Genomic DNA, 19,488 nt, shown 5'->3' on the forward strand with positions numbered 1-19,488 from the left:
CGGGGTCTCAGTTCTCGAGGGGGCGGCCGAGGGCGGCGTGGTCGGCGACGACGCTCACGCGAGGGTGGCGCTGCAGGGCGGAGGCGGGCAGTCGCGGATCGACCTCTCCCGTCAGGGCGGCCCGGAGGGCGCGGGCCTTCCCGGCCCCGCGGGCGAGGAGGAGGACGTGGCCGGTATCGAGGATCGTGCCGATCCCCTGGGTGACGGCGCGGCGCGGCACCCGGTCGGGGTCGCCGCCGAAGTAGCGCGCGTTGTCGCGGCGGGTCGAGTCGGCGAGCTCGACGACCCGGGTGCGGCCGTCCAGCGGCGCCCCGGGCTCGTTGAAGCCGAGGTGTCCATTGGAGCCGATGCCGGCGAGCTGCAGGCCCGCTCCCCCGAGCTCGACGAGGCGGCGCTCGTGCTCGCGCGCCGCGTCCTCGGCACCGAGCCGAGACGTCTCGGGGACGAGTACCCGGTCCGGGTCGATGCCCAGGGGCCCGGCGATCCGCTCGAGGACGTAGGAGCGGTAGCTGCGCGGATCGGTCTCGTCGAGCCCGACGTACTCGTCGAGGGCGACGAGGGTGAGGCCCTCGGTCCGCAGCCCGTCGGCCCTGGCTCGCGCGAGCTGCTCGTAGACGGGCTCGGGCGAGGATCCGGTGGCGACGCCGAGCACGCCGCGGGGGTTCTCGCGGGCGAACTCGGTGACGAGCGCGGCGGCGATCCGCCCGACGGACGCCGCGTCGCTCGCGTGCAGCAGGGTGCCTCCCGAGCGCGGGACGAGCGCCCGCTCGAGCAGCGCCGTCACTTCAGCGCCCCCTTCGCGATGTCGCCGATGAACTGCTTCGCGCCGAGGAGGAAGACGAACAGCAGCGGCACCACCGAGAGCAGCGCCCCGGCCATCACCATCCCGTAGTCCTGCCCGTGCGCGGTGTTGAGCTGGCTCATCGCGACCTGCAGGGTCAGGGTGTTGGGGTTGTTCAGCACGATCAGCGGCCAGAGGTAGTCGTTCCAGGCGGCGATGAAGGTGTAGACGCCGAGGAAGCCGAGCCCCGGCCGGATCAGCGGGAGGCAGACGGTGAGGTACTGCCGGAAGAAGCCCGCCCCGTCGATGACGGAGGCGTCGAGCAGCTCGTCGGGGACGCTCGAGAGGATGTACTGGCGCAGCCAGAAGATGCCGAACGCGTTGGCGGCCGCCGGCACGATCAGGGCCTGCAGCTGGCCGACCCAGCCGAGGTTGATCATCGTGATGAACTGCGGGATCACCGCGAGCTGCATCGGCAACATGAACGTGCCGAGCAGCACCCCGAAGAGCAGGCGGCGGAAGGGGAAGTCGAACTTCGCGAAGGTGAAGGCCGCGAGCGAGTCGAAGAACAGCACGAGCGCGGTCACCGAGATCGCGACCACGACGGTGTTCAGCAGCGAGCCGCCGAAGTCGATCGTCGTGAAGACCTTCTGGATGTTCGTGAGCAGTTGCGTCCCGGGGACGAGCACCGGCGGCGACTTGTAGATGTCGCTCGTCGAGTTGCTCGCCATCACGACCAGCCAGTAGAGGGGGAACAGCGAGACGACCGCTCCCGCCCCCAGCAGCACGTGCAGCACAACCCGCGACGGCGGGGTCGGCCGGCGTCGGCGGACGCCCGCCTCCTGGTCGCGAGCCCGGCGGGAGGGGGCGGCGTCCGCGCTGCGGACGCGACCGGGGTTCTCGGCGAGTGCGCTCATGAGCGGGATCCCTTCTCGCCGCGACCCGCGGCCCCGCGCCAGCTCAGCACGGTGATGATGACGACGAGGAGGAAGATCGCCCAGGCGATCGCCGCTCCGTAGCCGAAGCGGTTGTAGTTGAAGGCCTGCTGGTAGAAGTACAGGACCGTCGTGAGTCCGCCCTGGCCCGCTCCGCCGCTATTGGGGTTCGTGATGCTCGAGGACGAGGTCAGCACCTGGGCCTCGGTGAAGCTCTGCAGTCCGGTGATCGTCGAGACCACGACCACGAAGATGATCGTCGGCCGCAGCAGCGGCAGGGTGATCGAGAAGAAGCTCCGGATCGCTCCGGCGCCGTCGATCTTCGCGGCCTCGTAGACCTCGCTGCCGATCGACTGCATGCCGGCGAGGAAGATGATCGCGTTGTAGCCGGTCCACTGGTAGGTGATCAGGATCGCGACCGTGATCTGGATGCCGAACGGCGTCGACAGCCAGCCGACCGCCGGCAGCCCGATCCCCTGCAGCGCCGCGTTCGCGAGGCCGAAGCGGTCGCCGAAGATCGAGCCGAACAGCACCGCCATGGCGACGACCGAGGTGATGTTCGGGACGAAGTAGGCGATGCGGTACACCGTCGTGAACTTCACCGCGGAGTTGAGCATCGCCGCGACGAGGATGGCGAAGAAGAGCATCGGCACGGTCGAGAGCAGGAAGATCACGAGCGTGTTGCGGATCGACAGCCAGAAGGTGGCGTCCGAGAGCAGCCGGGTGAAGTTGTCGGCGCCGACCCACTCGGCGGTGCCGAGGCCGTTCCAGTCCTGGAACGACAGCAGCAGCGAGTACACCATCGGGTAGAGCCCGAAGGCGAGGAAGAGCAGGAAGAACGGCGAGATGGCGACGTAGTACGGCCACACCTTCTTCCCGCGGCGGCGGGGGCGCGCCGGCCGAACGGGCGCGCCCGCCGCCAGGCCTGCCTGGGTCACGCGGCGCTCTCCAGGGCGGACTTCGCCGCGGCGACGGCGTCGTTCCACGCGGCCTCGGGATCCTTGTCCTGCGACTCGATGTTGGTGAGCTCCGTGTAATAAGGAGCGGAGACCTGGTTGTCGAAGGGGCCGGTGTAGGTGGTGGGCATCGAGTCGGTGGCCTGGGCGAAGACGTCGACGGTGGTCTGGCCGCCGAAGAACTCGTCACCGCTGGTGAGGGCGGGCTGGTCGAACGCGGCGGTCGAGGAGGGGAAGGCCCCGGTCTCGGTGTACGAGATGGCCTGGTTCTCCGGGTCGAGGAGGAACTCGATCACCTCGAGGGCTCCGGCGGAGTCGGCGGTGCCGGCGGGGATGGTCAGGAACGAGCCGCCGATGTTCGCCGGGCCGCCGGGCATCGGGGCGACGCGCCACGATCCCGAGGTGCCTGCCGCGGCGCCCTTGATGTCGGCCTGGTACCAGGCCGCACCGAGCAGGGTCGGCAGCGATCCCTCCGTAATGGCGGCGGCCCAGTCGGGGCTGCCGTCCTGGAGGCCGGCCGAGAGCCCGCGCTGGTGCGCGTCGACGGCTCGGGCCCAGGCCTGCTTGACCGGCTCGCTCTCGCCGAGGAACGCGCCGTCCTCGTCGACGAACTTCGTCGGGCTCTGGAACATCGACTTGCTGAAGACGTCGCCGAGCGAGACCTCGATGAAGGCACCGTTCGCGGCCTTCAGCTTCTCGCCGAACGCGAAGTAGTCGTCCCAGGTGGCGGTCGCCGCCGCGACGTCGGCCGGCTCGGCGGGCAGGCCGGCCGCCGCGAGGATGTCGGACCGGTAGTACATCGCCGTCGGGCCGATGTCGATCGGCAGACCGAGCAGCTTGCCGTCGGGCGTCGTCGCCTCGGCGAGCTTCCAGTCCGGGAACTGCGCGAGCAGATCGGCCGAGACGAGGGGCTTCAGGTCCGTGAAGAGATCGGCCTGCTGGAGGAAGTAGGGCATGTCCTCGCCCTTGACGCCGGTGACGGCCGGCAGGCCCGAGCGTCCGGTGAAGGTGGTGACGAGCTTCTGCTTGAAGTCGCCGCCGATCACCGAGACGTCGATGCCGGCGTCGGGGAACTTCGTGGCGGCCGAGGCGGTCACGGTGTCGCTGAGTCCGCCGGGCCAGATCCAGATCGCGGTCCCGGCCGAGGCGGAGCCTCCGGTCGAGCAGCCGGCGAGGAAGGAGGGCATGGCGAGGGCGGCGGCAGAGACGAGTCCGACGCGAAGCATCGTGCGACGGGTGGGCTGGATCATTCTGGCTCTCAATCGTGGGGGGTCGGGAGGGCGGCGAGCGTGGGGGTGAAGGGGTGGGGCTTCCCCTGCGCGAGCGCGTCGCGCAGGAAGTCGTAGCGGCCAGGCGCCGCGGCGTCCTGGTGGACGGCGAGCCAGGGCAGGAGCTCGTCGAGCCGGGGTGCGGCGGAGGCTCCGCCGGGGCGGGAGACGGTGACGGCAGCGACCAGGCAGGCGAAGTCGACCCGCTCCGCGAGCGACCACGGGGCCGTCGTCGCGACGGCGAGGGCGGCGCCGAAGACGTCGCCCGCCCCGGTGGAGTCGACCGCGCGGATCCGCACGGTGGGGCGGACGACCTCCTCGCCGGTGCCGGAGTCGACGGCGATCACGCCCTCGGCGCCCATCGTCACCACGCTCAGCTCGACCCGCTCGGCCAGCGAGCACGCGGCCGCCCGTGCATCGTCGGCGCGGGTGTAGGCCATCGCCTCGAGGTCGTTGGGGAGGAAGGCGTAGCAGTCGGAGAGCTGGGCGAGGATCGCGGTGTCCCAGTCGCCGCTCTCGTCCCAGCCGACGTCGCCGAAGACGCGGGTGCCGGCAGCGGAGGCGGCGGAGAGCCAGCGCGAGCCGCCGGGCTCGAGGTGCGCCGTCGCGACCGCCGCGCGGGGCGGGCCGGCGGCGAGCAGCTCGTCGGCGGTCAGCGGAGCGGGCGTCCCGCCGGTCACCAGCGCGCGATCGCCCGCCCAGCCGAGCGACGCGGTCACGGGGACCGACCAGCCGGCGACCTCCACGGCGCCGCCGAGGTCGATGCCCTCCACGGCGAGCAGGTCGAGGCACAGGGCGCTCTGCCGGTCCGTTCCCACCGCGGCGACGACGCGGGTCGGGAATCCGAGCCGCGCTCCGACGATCGCGAAGTTCGCGATGCCGCCCGGGGTGAGGCCGAAGTCGGCGGTCCAGATCTCCCGGCCGGGAGTGGGGGCCTCGGGCAGCGCCGCGTAGACGAGGTCGAGGAACAGCTGGCCCACGGTCAGAAGACCGGTCTCAGGACGGCTGTCGATCATCCGGAATCCTCTCGATGGGGCGGATCCTGCGGCGCGGTGTGCGAGGCAGGCCGCGACAGTGCACGACGGTGTGAGGAGTTTCTAGCACGGCGTGATCGGTAAATGAAGACTTCTGCTTGGAAAAGATTTGCGATTGAGCGATTTTGAGCGCTAGGGTCGTGGCGATGAAGGACACCAGAGATCTCGCCATCCTCGACCACCTCCGCGCCGCTCGAGCCGCGTCGGTCGCCGAGCTCGCGGACGCCGCGAAGACGAGCATCGCCACGATGCGCCGCGACCTGCAGCGGCTCGACGAGGCGGGGCTGCTCCGCCGCACCCACGGCGGCGCCGTCGTGCTCGACGCCGACGCGCCGTTCGCTGACGTCGAACCCGTCAACCGCGACGCGAAAGAGCGCATCGCGGCGCACGTGGTGGCGGGAGTGGAGGACGGGCAGTCGCTCATCCTGGACATCGGCACGACCACGCTCCAGGTGGCGCGGATGCTGCACCACCGCAGGGTGACGATCATCACGCCGAGCCTGGCCGTCTACGAGACCCTGCGCGACGACCGCGAGGTGCACCTCATCCTGCTCCCGGGCGACTACGACCCGGTCTACCGCTCGGTCTCCGGCCATCTCACGACCGAGTGCCTGCGCTCGGTGCACGCCGACCACGCGCTCCTCGGAGTGAGCGGCATCGCCGACAACGGCGACCTGCGCGACACCACGATCGCCCAGGTCCCGATCAAGCGAGCGATGATGGACGCCTGCGACCGGGCGACGGTGCTGGCCGACTCCAGCAAGTTCCCCGGTCTGGGAATCGCGCGCATCGCGCCCGTCTCCTCCCTGACCGGCGTCATCACGGACGAGGTGCCGCCGGCGACGACCGCCGCCGCCCTCGCCGCCCAGGGTGTGGAGGTCACCGTCGCATGAAACTGGTCCTACTCGGTGGAGGCGGCTTCCGCGTCCCCCTCGTCTTCTCCGCCCTGGTGCGCGACCACGAACCCGGCCGGGTCACCTCGGTCGCGCTGGTCGACACCGACCGCTCGAAGCTCGAGGTCACGGCGCGGATCCTCGCCGAGCAGAGCGCGCCGCACGCGGACGCCCCGGTCGTGTCGATCCACACCGACCTCGAGGAGGCGCTGCCCGGCGCCGACTTCGTCTTCTCGGCGATCCGCGTCGGCGGGATGACCGGTCGCTGGAGCGACGAGCGCATCGGGCTCTCGCACGGCGTGATAGGCCAGGAGACGGTCGGCTACGGCGGCATCTCCTACGCGCTGCGCACGCTGCCGGTGGTGATGCGCCTGGCCGAGACGATCAAGCGGCTGGCCCCGGAGGCCTGGGTCATCAACTTCACCAACCCGGCGGGTGTGGTCACCGAGGCGATGTCGCGGGTGCTCGGCGACCGGGTCATAGGGATCTGCGACTCGCCGATCGGGCTCGCCCGGCGCGCGCTGGGCGCCCTCGGCGTGCAGTCGGCCGACGCCCGGATCGAGTACGCGGGGCTCAACCACCTCGGCTGGGTCCGCTCCCTGGTCGTCGACGGCGTCGACCGCCTCCCGGAGCTGCTCGAGCAGCCCGAGCGCCTCGAGTCGTTCGAGGAGGGCCGCCTCTTCGGGGCGGACTGGATCCGGACCCTCGGAGTGCTGCCCAACGAGTACCTGCACTACTACTCCTTCACCCGCGAGGTGCTGCACGCCGACCAGCTCGCCCCGCGCTCGCGCGGCGGCTACCTGGTGGAGCAGCAGGGGCGCTTCTACGCGGAGGCCGCGCACTCCGCGCACAGCCCGCTCGCGCTCTGGGAGGCCTGCCGCCACGACCGCGAGCAGACCTACATGGCCTCGAACCGGCAGTCGGTCGGCATGGGCGAGCGCGACGAGGACGACCTGGTGTCGGGCGGCTACGAGGACGTCGCCATCGCCCTGATGCGCGGCATCGCGCACGACCAGAGCGCCCGGCTGATCCTCAACGTGCCCAACCGCGGCGTGCTCGATCTGCTCGACGACGAGGCCGTCGTCGAGGTGCCGTGCATCGTCGACGCGACGGGCGCGCACCCCGTGCCCGGGTCGAGCATCCCCGACTTCGGCCGCGGGCTCGTGACGAGCGTCAAGTACGTCGAGCGGCAGACCATCGAGGCTGCGCTCAGCGGCTCGCGCGCGGCGGCCGTCCGGGCCCTCGCCCACCACCCGCTGATCGACTCCGTCGGCATCGCGCGGGCCCTGCTCGAGGACGCGACCGCGACTTTCGGCGAGCTCGCGTACCTGCGCTGAGCAGCCCCTCCCCCACACCCTCCCCGAAACGATCCCGAGGAATCCGTCGTGCACCAGAACCAGAAGCTCGTCGAGGAGCGCATCGCCCGCGTCCTGACCGAGCGCATCGTCCCCGCCGTCTACTCCGCGACGGCCCCCGTGTCGCTGCGCTCGTGGACCGTCCCCGACGAGCCCGTCCCCGCCGCCGAGGCTCTCGCCGCCGAGTACACGCCCTTCGCGCTCGAGCAGCCGTGGGGGCGCGCCTGGTCGACCTGGTGGTTCGAGGTCACCGGAGAGGTCCCCGGCGAGTGGGCGGGCCGGACCGTCGAGCTCGTGCTCGACCCCGGCTTCCAGGGCGACTGGCCCGGCAACCAGGCGGAGTGCCTGGTCTTCACGCCCGACGGCGTCCCCGTCAAAGGCATCCACCCGCGCAACATGTACGTGCGCATCGCCGAGGACGCAATGGGCGGCGAGCCCGTGCACTTCTTCGTCGAGGCGGCGGCGAACCCGGACATCCTGGTGAACGAGTTCGTCCCGACGGCCTTCGGCGACAAGAAGACCGCGCCGCAGACGCCGATCTACCGCTTCCGCACCGCGCAGCTCGCGGTCTTCGAGCCCGAGGTCTGGGCGCTGCGCTTCGACATCGAGGTGCTCTACCAGCTGGTGAAGGAGCTGGCCGAGACCGATCCGCGCCGGCACGAGGTCCTCCGCGCGCTCGAGCGCTCCCTCGACGTGCTGCGCCTGGACGACATCGTCGGCACCGCCGCGGCCGCGCGCGCCGAGCTCGCCGAGGTGCTCGCGAGCCCCGCGAACCCCTCCGCCCACGTGCTCAGCGGCATCGGCCACGCGCACATCGACAGCGCCTGGCTCTGGCCGATCCGCGAGACCAAGCGCAAGACCGGCCGCACCTTCTCGAACGTCCTCGAGCTCGCGAAGGACTACCCCGAGCTCCGCTTCGCCTGCTCCTCGGCCCAGCAGTACGCGTGGGTCAAGGAGCGCTACCCGAGCGTCTGGGAGGGGATCAAGGCGGCGATCGCCGACGGCACCTGGATCCCGGTCGGCTCGCAGTGGGTCGAGCCCGACGGCAACCTGCCCGGTGGCGAGGCGATGGTGCGCCAGATCACCCAGGGCATGCGCTTCTTCCACGACGAGCTCGACGTCGAGACGAAGGGCGTCTGGCTGCCGGACTCCTTCGGCTACACCGCCGCGTTCCCGCAGATCGCGCTCCTCGCCGGCCTCGAGTGGTTCCTCACGCAGAAGCTGTCCTGGAACCAGACCAACACCTTCCCGCACCACACCTTCTGGTGGGAGGGCATCGACGGCTCCCGGATCTTCACCCACTTCCCGCCGATCGACACCTACAACGCGACCCTCGAGGGCGAGGAGCTGCACCACGCGGTGCGCCAGTTCCGGGAGAAGGGCCGCGCGACCACCTCGCTCGTGCCGTTCGGCTACGGCGACGGCGGCGGCGGCCCCATCCGCGAGATGATGGAGCGCCAGCGCCGCGTCGAGTCGCTCGAGGGCTCGCCGAAGGTCGTGATCGAGCACCCCGACGAGTTCTTCGCCCGCGCGCAGGCCGAGTACCCCGACGCCCCCGTCTGGGTCGGCGAGCTCTACCTCGAGCTGCACCGCGGCACCTTCACCTCGCACGCCCGCGAGAAGCGCGGCAACCGCGTCGCCGAGCACCGCCTCCGCGAGGCCGAGCTGTGGTGGGCCGCCGCGGCCGTGCAGGCCGGGGCCGAGTACCCCTACGCGGCGCTCGACCGGCTGTGGCAGGCGACTCTCCTGCAGCAGTTCCACGACATCCTGCCCGGCTCCTCGATCGCCTGGGTGCACCAGGAGAACGAGGCGGAGTACGCCGCGAACGCCGCGGAGCTCGACGCCCTCATCACGGCGGCGGTCGCCCTCGTCGCCCCCGCCGGCGCGGTCCTGAACACGGCCGACCACGAGCGCACCGGGCTCGTCGAGTCCGCCGACGGCTCCGCTCGCGCCCTCGTCCGGGTGCCCGGCAGCGGCATCGCGCCGCTGGTCGCGGTGGAGCCCGTCCACCCCGTCGAGGGCTCGGTGACGCGCCTCTCGAACGGCCTCGTCGGCGTCGTGATCGACGAGCGCGGACTGCTCACCTCGATCCGCGACCTCGTCGCCGGCCGCGAGCTCGTCCCCGAGGGCCGCCCCGCCAACCTCCTCCAGCTGCACGAGGACCTCCCGAACGCGTGGGACGCCTGGGACATCGACGCGCACTACCGCCACAGCCGCACCGATCTCGTCGAGACCGAGTCGATCGAGCTCGTCGAGTCCGGGCCGCTCCGCGCCACGGTGCGCATCGTCCGCAGCTTCGGAGCCTCGCGCGTCGAGCAGTTCGTCTCGGTCGTCGCCGACGACCCGCGCGTGCACCTGCGCACCGAGGTCGACTGGGCCGAGGTCGAGAAGCTGCTCAAGGTGACCTTCCCGCTGGTCGTGCACGCGCAGCACCACAGCGCCGAGATCCAGTACGGGCACGTCCGCCGCCCCACACACACCAACACCTCCTGGGACGACGCGCGCTTCGAGGTCATGGCGCACCGCTGGGTCCACGTCGAGGAGCCCGGCTACGGCGTCGGCCTCACCAACGCCGGCAGCTACGGCCACGACATCACCCGCACCGTCGGCGTCACAGGCGAGGTCGAGACGGAGGTGCGCATCAGCCTGGTGCGCGCCGCCCGCTCTCCCGACCCGGAGCAGGACCTCGGCCACCACCGCTTCGACTACGCGCTGCACCCCGGTGCGAGCATCGAGGACGTCGTGGTCTCCGGCTACGAGCAGAACCTGCCGCTGCGCCTCGCGGCCGACGGCGAATCGACCGCGCAGGCCTGGTCGCTGCTCGCCCTCGACGGCGGGACCGCGCACATCGAGAGCGTCAAGCTCGCCGACGACCGCTCGGGCGACGTCGTCGTGCGCCTCTACGAGGCGGCGGGCAGCCGCTCGAGCACCACGCTGACCACGGCGTTCCGCTTCGCGGCCGTCACCGAGGTCGACCTGCTCGAGCGGCCGTTGCGCGACGACATGCCGCGCACCCGGTCCTTCGAGCAGGGCGACGCCTCCGTCACCCTGGGCCTCCGGCCGTTCCAGGTCGTGACGCTCCGCTTCGCCCGCTGATCGAGGACGGGAGCAGCGTCGTGATGCAGCGGCTCGCGCTCGACGCCGGCCAGAGCGGGGTGCGCGCGATGGTGGTGCGCGGCTCCGAGCGGCCGCGGATCGAGCTCGACCTCAGCCGTCACCGGGGAATCCGCACCGATCTCCCGGTGGCGGCGCAGCTCGCCGACGTCGTCCGCCGCGTCCATGCCGACGTCGGGGCGCTCGACGCGGTCGCCATCGGCGCGACAGGCTTCGCCGGCACGGAGGACCTCCGCGATCTGCACGCGCTGTCGCACCTGGGCGTCCGCTCGGTCTCGATCGCGCACGACTCGGTGACGTCCTACCTCGGGGCGCTCGGCGCCGAGCAGGGCGCGGTCGTCGCCGCCGGGACCGGAGTCGTCACCCTCGCGGTAGGCGAGAGCTCCGTCGCCCGAGTGGACGGCTGGGGCAACATCATGGGCGACGCCGGCAGCGGCTACTGGTTCGGGCGAGCGGCGCTGACGGCCGCGCTACGCGCCTACGACGGCCGAGGCCCGGCGACCGTCCTCCTCGACCGCGTCCGCGACGAGTTCGGCGACGTCGAGGACGCCTACCTCCAGCTCCAGGCCGATCCGGGACACATCCGGCGGACGGCCTCGTTCTCGCGCTGGGTGACCGACGCCGAAGCGGACGGCGACGCGGTGGCGGCGGAGATCTGCCGGTGCGGGGCCGCCGAGCTCGCCCTCGCGGTGGCCGCGGGCCTCGCTCGCGTGGGGGCCGACACGGACAGCGCGTCGGCGGTCTGCGCGATCGGAGGGCTGTTCCAGTCCGACGCGATCACCCGCGCCTTCGTCGGCGAGCTGCATCAGCGCCGTCCGTTCTTCCGGTCGACCGTCCCGCGCGGCGACGGGCTGACCGGCGCCGAGGAGCTGCTGGCCCTGCCCGCGGAGCACCCGCTGACCAGCCGGGTGACCACGCTCACTCTCGCCTGACGGCCGCCGCATGCAGCCCCCTCGCGCTGGTCGAACGGCCGCGGCGCAGCGTATCGAGCGGCGAAGCCGCTTCGCGTCTCAGTGATGAGGGAGAGGACGCGGCTGCGCCGCGTCATGGTGGTCGAGTAGCCCCGAAGGGGCGTATCGAGACCCGCCGTCGTCAGCAGGGCGGGTCTGCAGACTCGTTCTTCTGACGCCGCTGGATCTCGAAACGCCCGCTGCGCGGCCCCCATGCAGGTCGAGTAGCCGCGGCACACGGCGTATCGAGACCCACCGTCACCAGCAGGGCGGTCTGCGGACTCCCCTTCCGACCGAGGTGGGTCTCCTTGGAAGAGACGCCCGCAGCATGCTGGTCGAGTAGCCCCGCAGGGGCGTATCGAGACCCACCACCGCATGAACGTCGGTCTCTTCCCCGCCCCGCGGTGGCGCCGGAGGCGCCCCCTCCGCTCGATACGGCCGCTCCGCGGCCTACTCGATCAACAGGAGTCCTCCGATCGACTCGCGGTGGGCATCGAGCATCGGGCAGACCCCCGTACGCGTCCACTCGCCGTCCCCGACTCGCGCGAGTGGACGCGCAACGGGCGCTGCGCCTTCGCTGGGCCCCGTCCCGGGTCCACTCGAGGAGCGCTGCCGCTCGAGCAGCCGCGGCACGCGGCCTATCGAGCGGAAGCCGCTTCGCGTCCCGGTGATGAGGGAGAGGACGCGGTTGCGCCCCGTCCTGCCGGTCGAGTAGCCGCGGCACGCGGCGTATCGAGACCCACCGTCACCAGCGGCGCAGGCCTGCGGACTTCTCTTCGGGCGCGGGTGGATCTACGTGGAAGAGACGCCGCAAACATGCTGGTCGAGTAGCCGCGGCACGCGGCGTATCGAGCGGCGAAGCCGCTTCGCGTCTCGGTGGTGAGGGAAAGGACGCGCGGCGCCCCTTTTTCATGCTGGTCGAGTAGCCCCGCAGGGGCGTATCGAGACCCACCACCGCATGAACGTCGGTCTCTTCCCCGCCCCGCGGTGGCGCCGGAGGCGCCCCCTCCGCTCGATACGCCCGCTGCGCGGGCTACTCGATCAGCAAGGAGCAGGCGGCGCATCGAGCCCGAGGCCCTCCCCGCAGAACTGAGTACACTCGGTTCCTCAGCCCGGGAGGCCCGATGTCGACTGCACTGCCCTCGGCGGCGCCCGGGCGCCGCGAGCGGAACAAGCTCGCCAAGCTCGAGCGGATCACCGCGGCGGCGAGCGAGCTGTTCGCCGAGCACGGCGTCGACGACGTGACCACGCAGCAGATCGCCGAGCGCGCCGACATCGGCACCGGCACTCTCTTCCTCTACGCGAGGACGAAGAGCGAGCTGCTGCTGCTCGTGCAGAACGCTCACTACGCCGAGGCCCTCGAGCGCGGCCGGGCCGCCGCCGCGGACGCCGGGACGGTGCTCGACGCCGTGCTCGCGCTGGTCGCGCCGATCGTCGCCTGCAACCGCGCCCACGTCGGCAACGGCCGCGTCTACCTCCGCGAGATGGTCTTCGGCGACCCCGCGGAGCCGCACCACGCCGAAGCTCGCTCGATCGTCGGCCGGAGCGAGGAGGCGATCGCCGAGATCCTCGAGCGCGGCGGCGTGCCGAGCGCGAGCACCGTGGCCGGCGTCGTCTCCGCGGTCGTCTTCGTCACCCTCGCGGCCGGCGACGAGCCCGACGTCGCGGCGATCCTCCCCGCGATCCGCGCTCAGCTCGCAGCGATCCTGCCGACCTGACCGCAGCCCGACCTGACCGCAGCCCGACCTGACAGACAGCCCGACCCGACCGGCAGCCCGGCCCGACCGCCACCTCGGCCGCTGATCAGGGCCGCAGGAACTCCGCCGCGACGGGAGCGAACTCCTCCCAGTACTGGAAGATCCCGCCGTGCCCCGAGTCCGGGTAGAGGATCAGCTCGGACCCCGCGATGCGCCGGTGCAGATCATGGGACAGCACCGAGGGCACCATGCGGTCGTGGTCGCCGTTGGCGATCAGCGTGGGCTGGGTGATGACGGACAGGTCCGACGGCGCCGAGCGGCCGAAGCGCTGGATCGCCTTCAGCTGGGTCGTGAAGGCCTTGGTGCTGACCTTCTCGTCGCGGTCGGCGGTGCGCTCCTTCAGGCGTCCCACGAACTGCTTGGCGGCCTTCCTGCCGGCGGCGTCGCGCGGGAAGAAGAGGAACTCCTTGATGTCCGAGCGGGTGAGGACGGAGCGGACGAGGTCGAAGTACGTGACGCCCACCACCTTGTCCATGTCCTTCCCGCCGCGGGGACCGGTGCCCGTGAGCACCAGCCTGCGGACGAGCTCGGGGTGCTTCACGACGAGGTCCTGCGCGATCATCCCGCCCATCGAGAACGAGAAGACGTCGACCTTCTCGAGACCGAGGCCCCGGACGAAGAGGTACGCGTCGTCGGCGGCCTCCTCGATCGTGCCCGGCACGGTGCCTCCGGAGGCGCCGACGCCCTGCTGGTCGAACGCGATCACGTGCCGCCGCGCCGCGATCGCGTCGACGATGCGCGGGTCCCAGTTGTCGAGATTCGCGGCGAGGTGCCCGAAGAAGACGACGGGGACGCCCTCCTCCGGACCCAGCTCGCGGTAGGCGAAGGTCTTGCCCTGCGTGGTGACGCTCCTCGCGGGGGCGAGCGCGTACGAGGTGATGACGGGATCGGCGGTGCTCATGGTGTCTGCTCCTTCAGGGGCGCGTAGGCGGGAGGAGTGTCAGAGACCGAGGACGACGGTCTTGCCGCGGGCGCGGGAGGCTCCGAGGGAGGCGAGTGCGGCGGGCGTCTCGTGGAAGGGGAAGGTGGCACCGACGACCGGGCGGATCGCGCCGGCGTCGACGAGCTCGGCGATGCGGGTCAGCTGCTCGCCGCTCGACTCCATGAAGAGGAACTCGTAGTGGACACCCAGCGAGCGGGCGCGGCGGCGGACCCCGAGGCTGAGGGCGGCGATCGCGAGGCGGAGGACCGGGTTCAGCCCTCTCTTCTTCGCGAAGGCGGGGTCGGGCGGGCCGGAGATGCCCACGGCCCGGCCTCCCGGAGCCAGCACCCGCAGCGACTTCGCGAGGTTCTCGCCGCCGAGGCTGTCGAGCACGACGTCGTAGCCGGAGACCTCCTTCTCGAAGTCCCGGCTGCGGTAGTCGATCACCAGGTCCGCGCCGAGGTCGTGGAGGAAGCCGGACTGGGCCGCCGACGCGGTGGTCGCGACGAAGGCGCCGAGGAGCTTGGCCAGCTGGATCGCGACGGTGCCGACTCCACCGCAGCCGGCATGGATGAGGACCCTCGATCCGGGGCCGACCTTCCCCTTCACGACGAGCGCCTGCCAGGCGGTCAGCGCCACCAGCGGGAGCGAGGCCGCCTCGGTGAGGCCGATCGAGGACGGGGCGAGGGCCACGTCGGCCTCGTCGATCGCGATGCGCTCGGCGAAGGTCCCGATGCGGTGGTCGCGGGGGCGGGCGTAGACCGTGTCGCCGACGGCTAAGCCGCGGACCGCCGACCCGACGCGCAGGACGGTCCCGGCGACGTCGTGGCCGAGGACGAGCGGCGTCGTGTACGGGAGGATCGCCGTGAACTCGCCGAGGCGGATCTTCTCGTCCAGCTGATTCAGCCCCGCGGCCGCCACCTTCACCAGGACGTCGCGCGGACCGACGACCGGCTCGGGGACGTCGGCCTCGTGCAGAGGCTGCTTGTACCTGTCGATCACGAACGCGCGCACGGGGACTCCTGGAGACGATCGGCGGCCCGACCGGATGTGGCGAGCGCACTCATTAATGAGTGTACTCACTATTGACGAGGTCAACGCGAGCGGATCAGCCCTTCACGGCCGAGCCGGCGACCGACTGCACGAAGTAGCGCTGGAAGATCAGGAAGACGATCAGCACCGGCAGCACCAGCAGCGTGCCGAAGGCGAACGTCTGCCCCCAGTCGGGCGGGACCTGTGCCGAGAACACGCTCATCTCGAGGGGCAGCGGCCGGGCGGCCGGATCCGAGGTGACCAGCGAGGGCCAGAGGTACTGGCCCCAGGAGGAGAGGAAGGTCAGGATCGCGACGGTCGCGAAGACCGGGCGCGAGTTCGGGACGACGACGCGCACGAAGGTCCCCCAGGCGCCGAGGCCGTCGAGCCGGGCCGCCTCCTCCATGCTCTTGGGCACGTTGAGGAAGAACGTGTAGAAGAGGAACACCGAGAACGCGTTCGCGATGAACGGGATCATCTGCACGAGGAGCGTGTCGCGCTGTCCCTGGAGCAGGGACATCAGCGGGATGGCGACGGATTCGAACGGCACGATGACGAGCAGCACGATCAGCAGGAACACCTTGTCGCGGCCCACCCACTCCAGCCGGGCGAAGGCGTAGCCGGCCAGAGAGTTGACGACGAGCCCCGCCACGACGATCACGAGCGAGATCACGAACGAGTTGGCGAAGAACTGCCAGAAGTGGCCGGTCGCATCCAAGCTCAGCGCCGTGAAGACGCTGGCGTAGTTGTCGAAGGAGAGGTTCGTCGGCAGGAAGCCGGCGAAGCCGTCGAGCACCTCCGCCGACGGCTTGAGGCTGCCGATCAGGAGGTAGTAGATCGGCGCGAACATGAGTGCCGCGGCGGCGATCATCACGACGTAGTCGCGGACGGCGCGCGCCGTGCGGGCGGTACGGCGCCCCGATGCTGTGCTCAACTCTCGCTCCCTTGGCGGAGGACCCGACGCTGGATCAGGGTGATGACGACGATGATCAGGAAGAGGACCACCGAGATGGCGGACGCCCGCCCGAGGTTGCTCTCGCTGTAGATGGCCTGGGTCGCGTTGTAGAGCAGGGTCTGGGTGCCCTCCTCGTTGGCGCCGGCGGTGCGGATCAGGATGAAGACCTGGTCGTAGACGCGGAACGCCAGGATCGTCGTCAGCAGCGTGACGAAGATCAGCGTGTTGCGGATGCCCGGGACCGTGATGTGGACGAACTGCTGCCAGCCGTTCGCGCGGTCGAGCCGGGCCGCCTCGTAGCGCTCCTCCGGGATCTCCTGCAGCGCGGCGAGAAGGATCACCATCTGGAAGCCGACGCCCTGCCAGATCGAGAGCAGGATCACCGAGCCGAGGGCGGTCGCCGAGGAGCCGAGCCAGTCGTGCGCCGGGACGAGCCCGCCGGTGACGAAGGTGACGGAGGAGTTCAGCAGCCCGTCGCTGCTGCGATCGAGGATGAGCCGCCAGACGACCGCGACGAGGGCCATCGGGAAGACGACCGGCATGAAGAAGAAGGTGCGGAAGAAGCGCACGCCGGCGAGCTTGCGGTTAAGAAGCACGGCGAGCAGCAGCGCGAGGCCGGTCTGCACCGGGATCACGACGATCGCGAAGACGAGGTTGTTGACCAGCGAGCGCAGGAACGCTCCCGAGATCACCGGATCCGTGAAGAGCCGGATGTAGTTGGTGAGACCCCAGAACTTCGCGGGCCGGGACTGGTCGACCTGGACGTTGTAGAGCGAGAGCACGATCGCCGCGACGAACGGGACGGCGACGAAGGCGATCAGTCCGAGGACCGCCGGGGCGGCCATGAGGGCGCCGTCGCGGGTGTCCTTCCAGCGGAAGCGGGGTCGGGCGCGGGTGAGAGCGACGGGTAGCATCGGCGTCGATACGGGTGAGGCCACGGTCGGAGTCCTTCGGTTGTCGGCGTCGGTGCCGGACGGCAGGAGGGGGTGGGCGGGCGCCCGGCTGCGAGCGCCCGCCCGGATCGGCTACTTGTAGTCGTCGTTGTCCGCGAAGCTCTGATCGATCGCGGTGGCCGCGTCGGTCAAGGACTCCTTCGGGTCCGCGCCGCCCCAGACCGCGGCGAGGGCTCCGGAGAACTTCGCGGTGATCGTCGGGTAGCCGGCGGTGACGGGGCGGTAGACGGCGATGCAGTCGTCCGTGATCGCGTCCGCTGCGCAGGCGTTCGCCAGCTGCTGACCCCAGAGGGCCAGCCCGCCGCCGTCCTGGTAGAGGGCGTCGGCGGCGAAGGCGGTCTTCGTCGCGGGCGGGGCGCCGTTGGCGGTGGTCATCGCGCCGACGTTCTGGTCGTTCAGGAGGTAGTCCAGGAACGCTCCGGCCGCGTCGCCGTTCTTCGTGCCGGAGCCGATGCCCCAGGTCCAGGAGCCGGCGCCGGCCTTGGAGCCGTCGCCGAAGTCCGGCAGTGGCAGGGCGACGAGGTTCTCGCCGAGCGCCTCGGAGAAGGTCGGGTAGTTCCAGTGCCCGCCCCAGGCGACCGCGACCCGGCCGTCGACGAACGCGTTGCCGTCGGAGTTGGGGTCGGAGTAGTCCTTCCAGGACGCGAAGTCGGTCAGCGCCTGCACGCTGGCGTCCGAGTCCACGGCGCCGGTGGCCTTGCCGTCCTCGATCAGGTTGCCGCCCGCGGACTGGATGAGGGGCGCGAAGCCGTAGGTGCCCCACTCCCCCGACAGGCTGGCCTCGTTGAGGTCGATGGACTTGCCCGAAGGGTTCGCCGCGGCGAGTGTCTTCAGCGCGGCCGAGAACTCGTCGGCCGTCCAGGCCGTGTCGAACGAGGTCGGCACGCTGATCCCCGAGGCGTCGAGCAGGGTCTTGTTGCCGTACAGACCCATGGCGGAGTCGAACATCGCCAGCGCGTAGAGCTCGTCGTCCGAGGTGCCCTCGGCGATGGAGCCCGGGGTGGCGTTGTCGACGGTGGCCTGGTCGACGAAGTCGCTGATCGGGGTGATCTTGTCGTTGTAGACGAAGCTCGCGAGCGTCGGCCCGTCGATCTCGAGCACGTCGGGGAGCTGGTCCTTCGGCGTGCTGGTGATCGTGGTCGTGTAGGTGTCGCCGGAGATGATCCGCAGCTTCGCGGTCACCTCGTCCTGCGAGCTGTTGAAGCCGTCGACCGCGGCCTGCAGAGCCGCGTTCTCGCTGTCCTGGCCCTGGTGCGCCCAGACGTTGATCTCTCCCGTGCCGTCGCCGGCGGCGGCGTCCGTGCCGCCATCGCCTCCGGCCGAGCAGCCGGTCATCGTGGCGATCGCCGTGGCGACCGCGACGGCGACCAGGGGGCCGCGACGGATGGTGCGTGTGTTCCTCATGGTTCTCCTTGGTGCTGTGCGAGCGCATCCGTCCTCGGATGCGGGGTGCAGGCTGAGTGGTAGCGGCCGGGACGCGCCTGCGGGCCCCGGCGGGATCGGGGCCGCTAGCGAGCGGCGGCGGCGAGCTCGGCCGAGCCGAGGGCGATCGGGTCGACGATTCCGCCGAGGAAGACGCCGTTCTCGTCGGCGGTGCGGAAGGCGAGGAACTGCCAGCGACCCGCGCGATCGCGGATGACGCGGCCCGAGTAGAGCGAGTCCTTCGTCAGGGGTCGTGCGCCGGAGAGGTCGTAGCACCGGGTCGGATCGTTCACCTCGACCGCCCAGGTGCCCGCTCGCGGGTGGGCTCGGGCGTGCGCCGGGGTCATCGAGTCCTCCGTCGAGGAGAAGAGCAGCAGCCAGCGGCCGTCGACGAGCTCGACCTGCGGCACCTCCAGGTGCGCGAATCCGGCACCGGGGCGCGAGAGCGGCGGGCGCACCTCCCAGCTGACGAGGTCGGGCGAGACGGCGTGGCCGATCACTCCGCGGTCGTCGAGCGGCCCCTCCGTGGAGCGCGCCGTGACGAGCATGTGCCAGCCGTCGCCACTCGGGTCGCGGAAGACCCACGGGTCGCGCCAGGCCTCCTCCTTCCACTCGGAGGTGCCCCAGGTCTCGTACCAGCGCGGATCGGCGACGACGACCGGGCCGGGCTGCTTCTCCCAGCTGCGCAGGTCGGCGGACACGGCCACGCCGATGGTCTCGATGTTCGCGACGAGCGGCTCGGGGTGGAGGAAGCGCGAGCCGGTGTAGAACATCCGCCACAGCCCGTCGTCGCCGCGGACGACGCTTCCGGTCCAGGTGGCGGTCTCGTCGAACGCGCCGATGTCTCCCGGCGCGAACGGCGAGCCCCCGAGCACGGTCCAGGACGAGAGGTCCGAGGAGACGGCGTGGCCGATGCGGGCGGCCCGGTGACGGCGACTCTCCTCGCCGAGCGAGGTCGGTGCGTGCAGGAAGAAGGCGTGGAACTCGTCGCCGTCGTCGGCCAGCCAGAAGTCCCAGACCCACGAGCCCTCGAGGGTCACCATCGGAGCGCCTCCTCGGCGATGGTCGACCGCATGTGCATCCCTCTCCAGTGAACGAATAGCGGTGCTAAACCGCTTGACTGGTGAAGTTATGCGGTTTAGCGCGCCAAGTCAATCGCTT

Annotated in this window: 16 protein-coding genes; 5 read left to right on the plus strand and 11 right to left on the minus strand. The window is 71.1% G+C overall.

Going from position 1 to position 19,488, the window contains the following annotated elements; all coding sequences use genetic code 11:
• Positions 1–7 precede the first annotated feature (7 nt).
• The 5 genes from MT353_RS08170 to MT353_RS08190 are packed head-to-tail and all read right to left on the minus strand — an operon-like array spanning position 8 to position 4,956.
• Positions 8–784 carry a glucosamine-6-phosphate deaminase gene (locus MT353_RS08170; RefSeq protein WP_243624082.1) on the minus strand — a complete coding sequence of 259 codons (777 nt, stop codon included), beginning with the start codon at positions 782–784 and terminating at the stop codon, positions 8–10.
• Entirely contained in the window at positions 781–1,698 is a 918-nt protein-coding gene (locus tag MT353_RS08175; RefSeq protein ID WP_243624083.1) for a carbohydrate ABC transporter permease, read from the minus strand. Before MT353_RS08175 ends, MT353_RS08170 begins: the two co-directional genes overlap by 4 nt.
• Positions 1,695–2,654, minus strand: a complete 960-nt coding sequence (locus tag MT353_RS08180; protein ID WP_123706420.1) for a carbohydrate ABC transporter permease — start codon at positions 2,652–2,654, stop codon at positions 1,695–1,697. Before MT353_RS08180 ends, MT353_RS08175 begins: the two co-directional genes overlap by 4 nt.
• Entirely contained in the window at positions 2,651–3,922 is a 1,272-nt protein-coding gene (locus MT353_RS08185) for an ABC transporter substrate-binding protein (protein ID WP_243624085.1), read from the minus strand. The genes MT353_RS08180 and MT353_RS08185 overlap by 4 nt, the downstream gene beginning before the upstream one ends.
• A gap of 8 nt (positions 3,923–3,930) precedes the next feature.
• Positions 3,931–4,956, minus strand: coding sequence for a carbohydrate kinase family protein (locus MT353_RS08190; RefSeq protein WP_243624086.1), 1,026 nt, complete (start codon positions 4,954–4,956; stop codon positions 3,931–3,933).
• Positions 4,957–5,120: 164 nt separating this feature from the next.
• Here MT353_RS08190 and MT353_RS08195 point away from each other — a divergent pair, with 164 nt between their 5' ends.
• From MT353_RS08195 to MT353_RS08215, 5 genes are all read left to right on the plus strand, one after another.
• The gene (locus MT353_RS08195; RefSeq protein ID WP_123706522.1) at positions 5,121–5,867 is read left to right on the plus strand and encodes a DeoR/GlpR family DNA-binding transcription regulator; all 747 of its coding nucleotides are present in this window, start codon (positions 5,121–5,123) and stop codon (positions 5,865–5,867) included.
• Positions 5,864–7,204, plus strand: coding sequence for a 6-phospho-beta-glucosidase (locus MT353_RS08200; RefSeq protein ID WP_243624088.1), 1,341 nt, complete (start codon positions 5,864–5,866; stop codon positions 7,202–7,204). Before MT353_RS08195 ends, MT353_RS08200 begins: the two co-directional genes overlap by 4 nt.
• A gap of 48 nt (positions 7,205–7,252) precedes the next feature.
• Positions 7,253–10,318 carry a glycoside hydrolase family 38 C-terminal domain-containing protein gene (locus MT353_RS08205; RefSeq protein WP_243624090.1) on the plus strand — a complete coding sequence of 1,022 codons (3,066 nt, stop codon included), beginning with the start codon at positions 7,253–7,255 and terminating at the stop codon, positions 10,316–10,318.
• A gap of 23 nt (positions 10,319–10,341) precedes the next feature.
• Positions 10,342–11,268, plus strand: coding sequence for a BadF/BadG/BcrA/BcrD ATPase family protein (locus MT353_RS08210; protein ID WP_243624233.1), 927 nt, complete (start codon positions 10,342–10,344; stop codon positions 11,266–11,268).
• A gap of 1,142 nt (positions 11,269–12,410) precedes the next feature.
• The gene (locus MT353_RS08215; RefSeq protein ID WP_127887664.1) at positions 12,411–13,004 is read left to right on the plus strand and encodes a TetR/AcrR family transcriptional regulator; all 594 of its coding nucleotides are present in this window, start codon (positions 12,411–12,413) and stop codon (positions 13,002–13,004) included.
• Between the two features lie 85 nt (positions 13,005–13,089).
• On the opposite strand, the gene MT353_RS08220 is transcribed toward MT353_RS08215, so the two are convergent.
• The 6 genes from MT353_RS08220 to MT353_RS08245 all read right to left on the minus strand — a co-directional run bounded on the left by MT353_RS08220 (position 13,090) and on the right by MT353_RS08245 (position 19,370).
• Positions 13,090–13,944: an alpha/beta fold hydrolase gene (locus MT353_RS08220; protein WP_127887665.1), complete on the minus strand. Its 855-nt coding sequence runs from the start codon at positions 13,942–13,944 to the stop codon at positions 13,090–13,092.
• Between the two features lie 39 nt (positions 13,945–13,983).
• A complete protein-coding gene (locus MT353_RS08225; protein ID WP_243624091.1) occupies positions 13,984–14,979 on the minus strand; it encodes an NADP-dependent oxidoreductase in 996 nt (331 codons plus the stop codon).
• Between the two features lie 94 nt (positions 14,980–15,073).
• A complete protein-coding gene (locus MT353_RS08230; RefSeq protein WP_243624093.1) occupies positions 15,074–15,931 on the minus strand; it encodes a carbohydrate ABC transporter permease in 858 nt (285 codons plus the stop codon).
• A complete protein-coding gene (locus MT353_RS08235; RefSeq protein ID WP_243624094.1) occupies positions 15,928–16,890 on the minus strand; it encodes a carbohydrate ABC transporter permease in 963 nt (320 codons plus the stop codon). The genes MT353_RS08230 and MT353_RS08235 overlap by 4 nt, the downstream gene beginning before the upstream one ends.
• Before the next feature lie 87 nt (positions 16,891–16,977).
• Positions 16,978–18,309 (minus strand): extracellular solute-binding protein, encoded by a 1,332-nt coding sequence (locus tag MT353_RS08240; RefSeq protein WP_243624096.1) that lies wholly within the window; start codon positions 18,307–18,309, stop codon positions 16,978–16,980.
• Positions 18,310–18,413: 104 nt separating this feature from the next.
• Positions 18,414–19,370 (minus strand): glycosyl hydrolase family 32, encoded by a 957-nt coding sequence (locus MT353_RS08245; RefSeq protein ID WP_243624097.1) that lies wholly within the window; start codon positions 19,368–19,370, stop codon positions 18,414–18,416.
• Between the last annotated feature and the right edge of the window lie 118 nt (positions 19,371–19,488).

It is taken from the genome of Rathayibacter sp. VKM Ac-2927 (assembly GCF_022815525.1).
Classification (GTDB): domain Bacteria; phylum Actinomycetota; class Actinomycetes; order Actinomycetales; family Microbacteriaceae; genus Rathayibacter; species Rathayibacter festucae.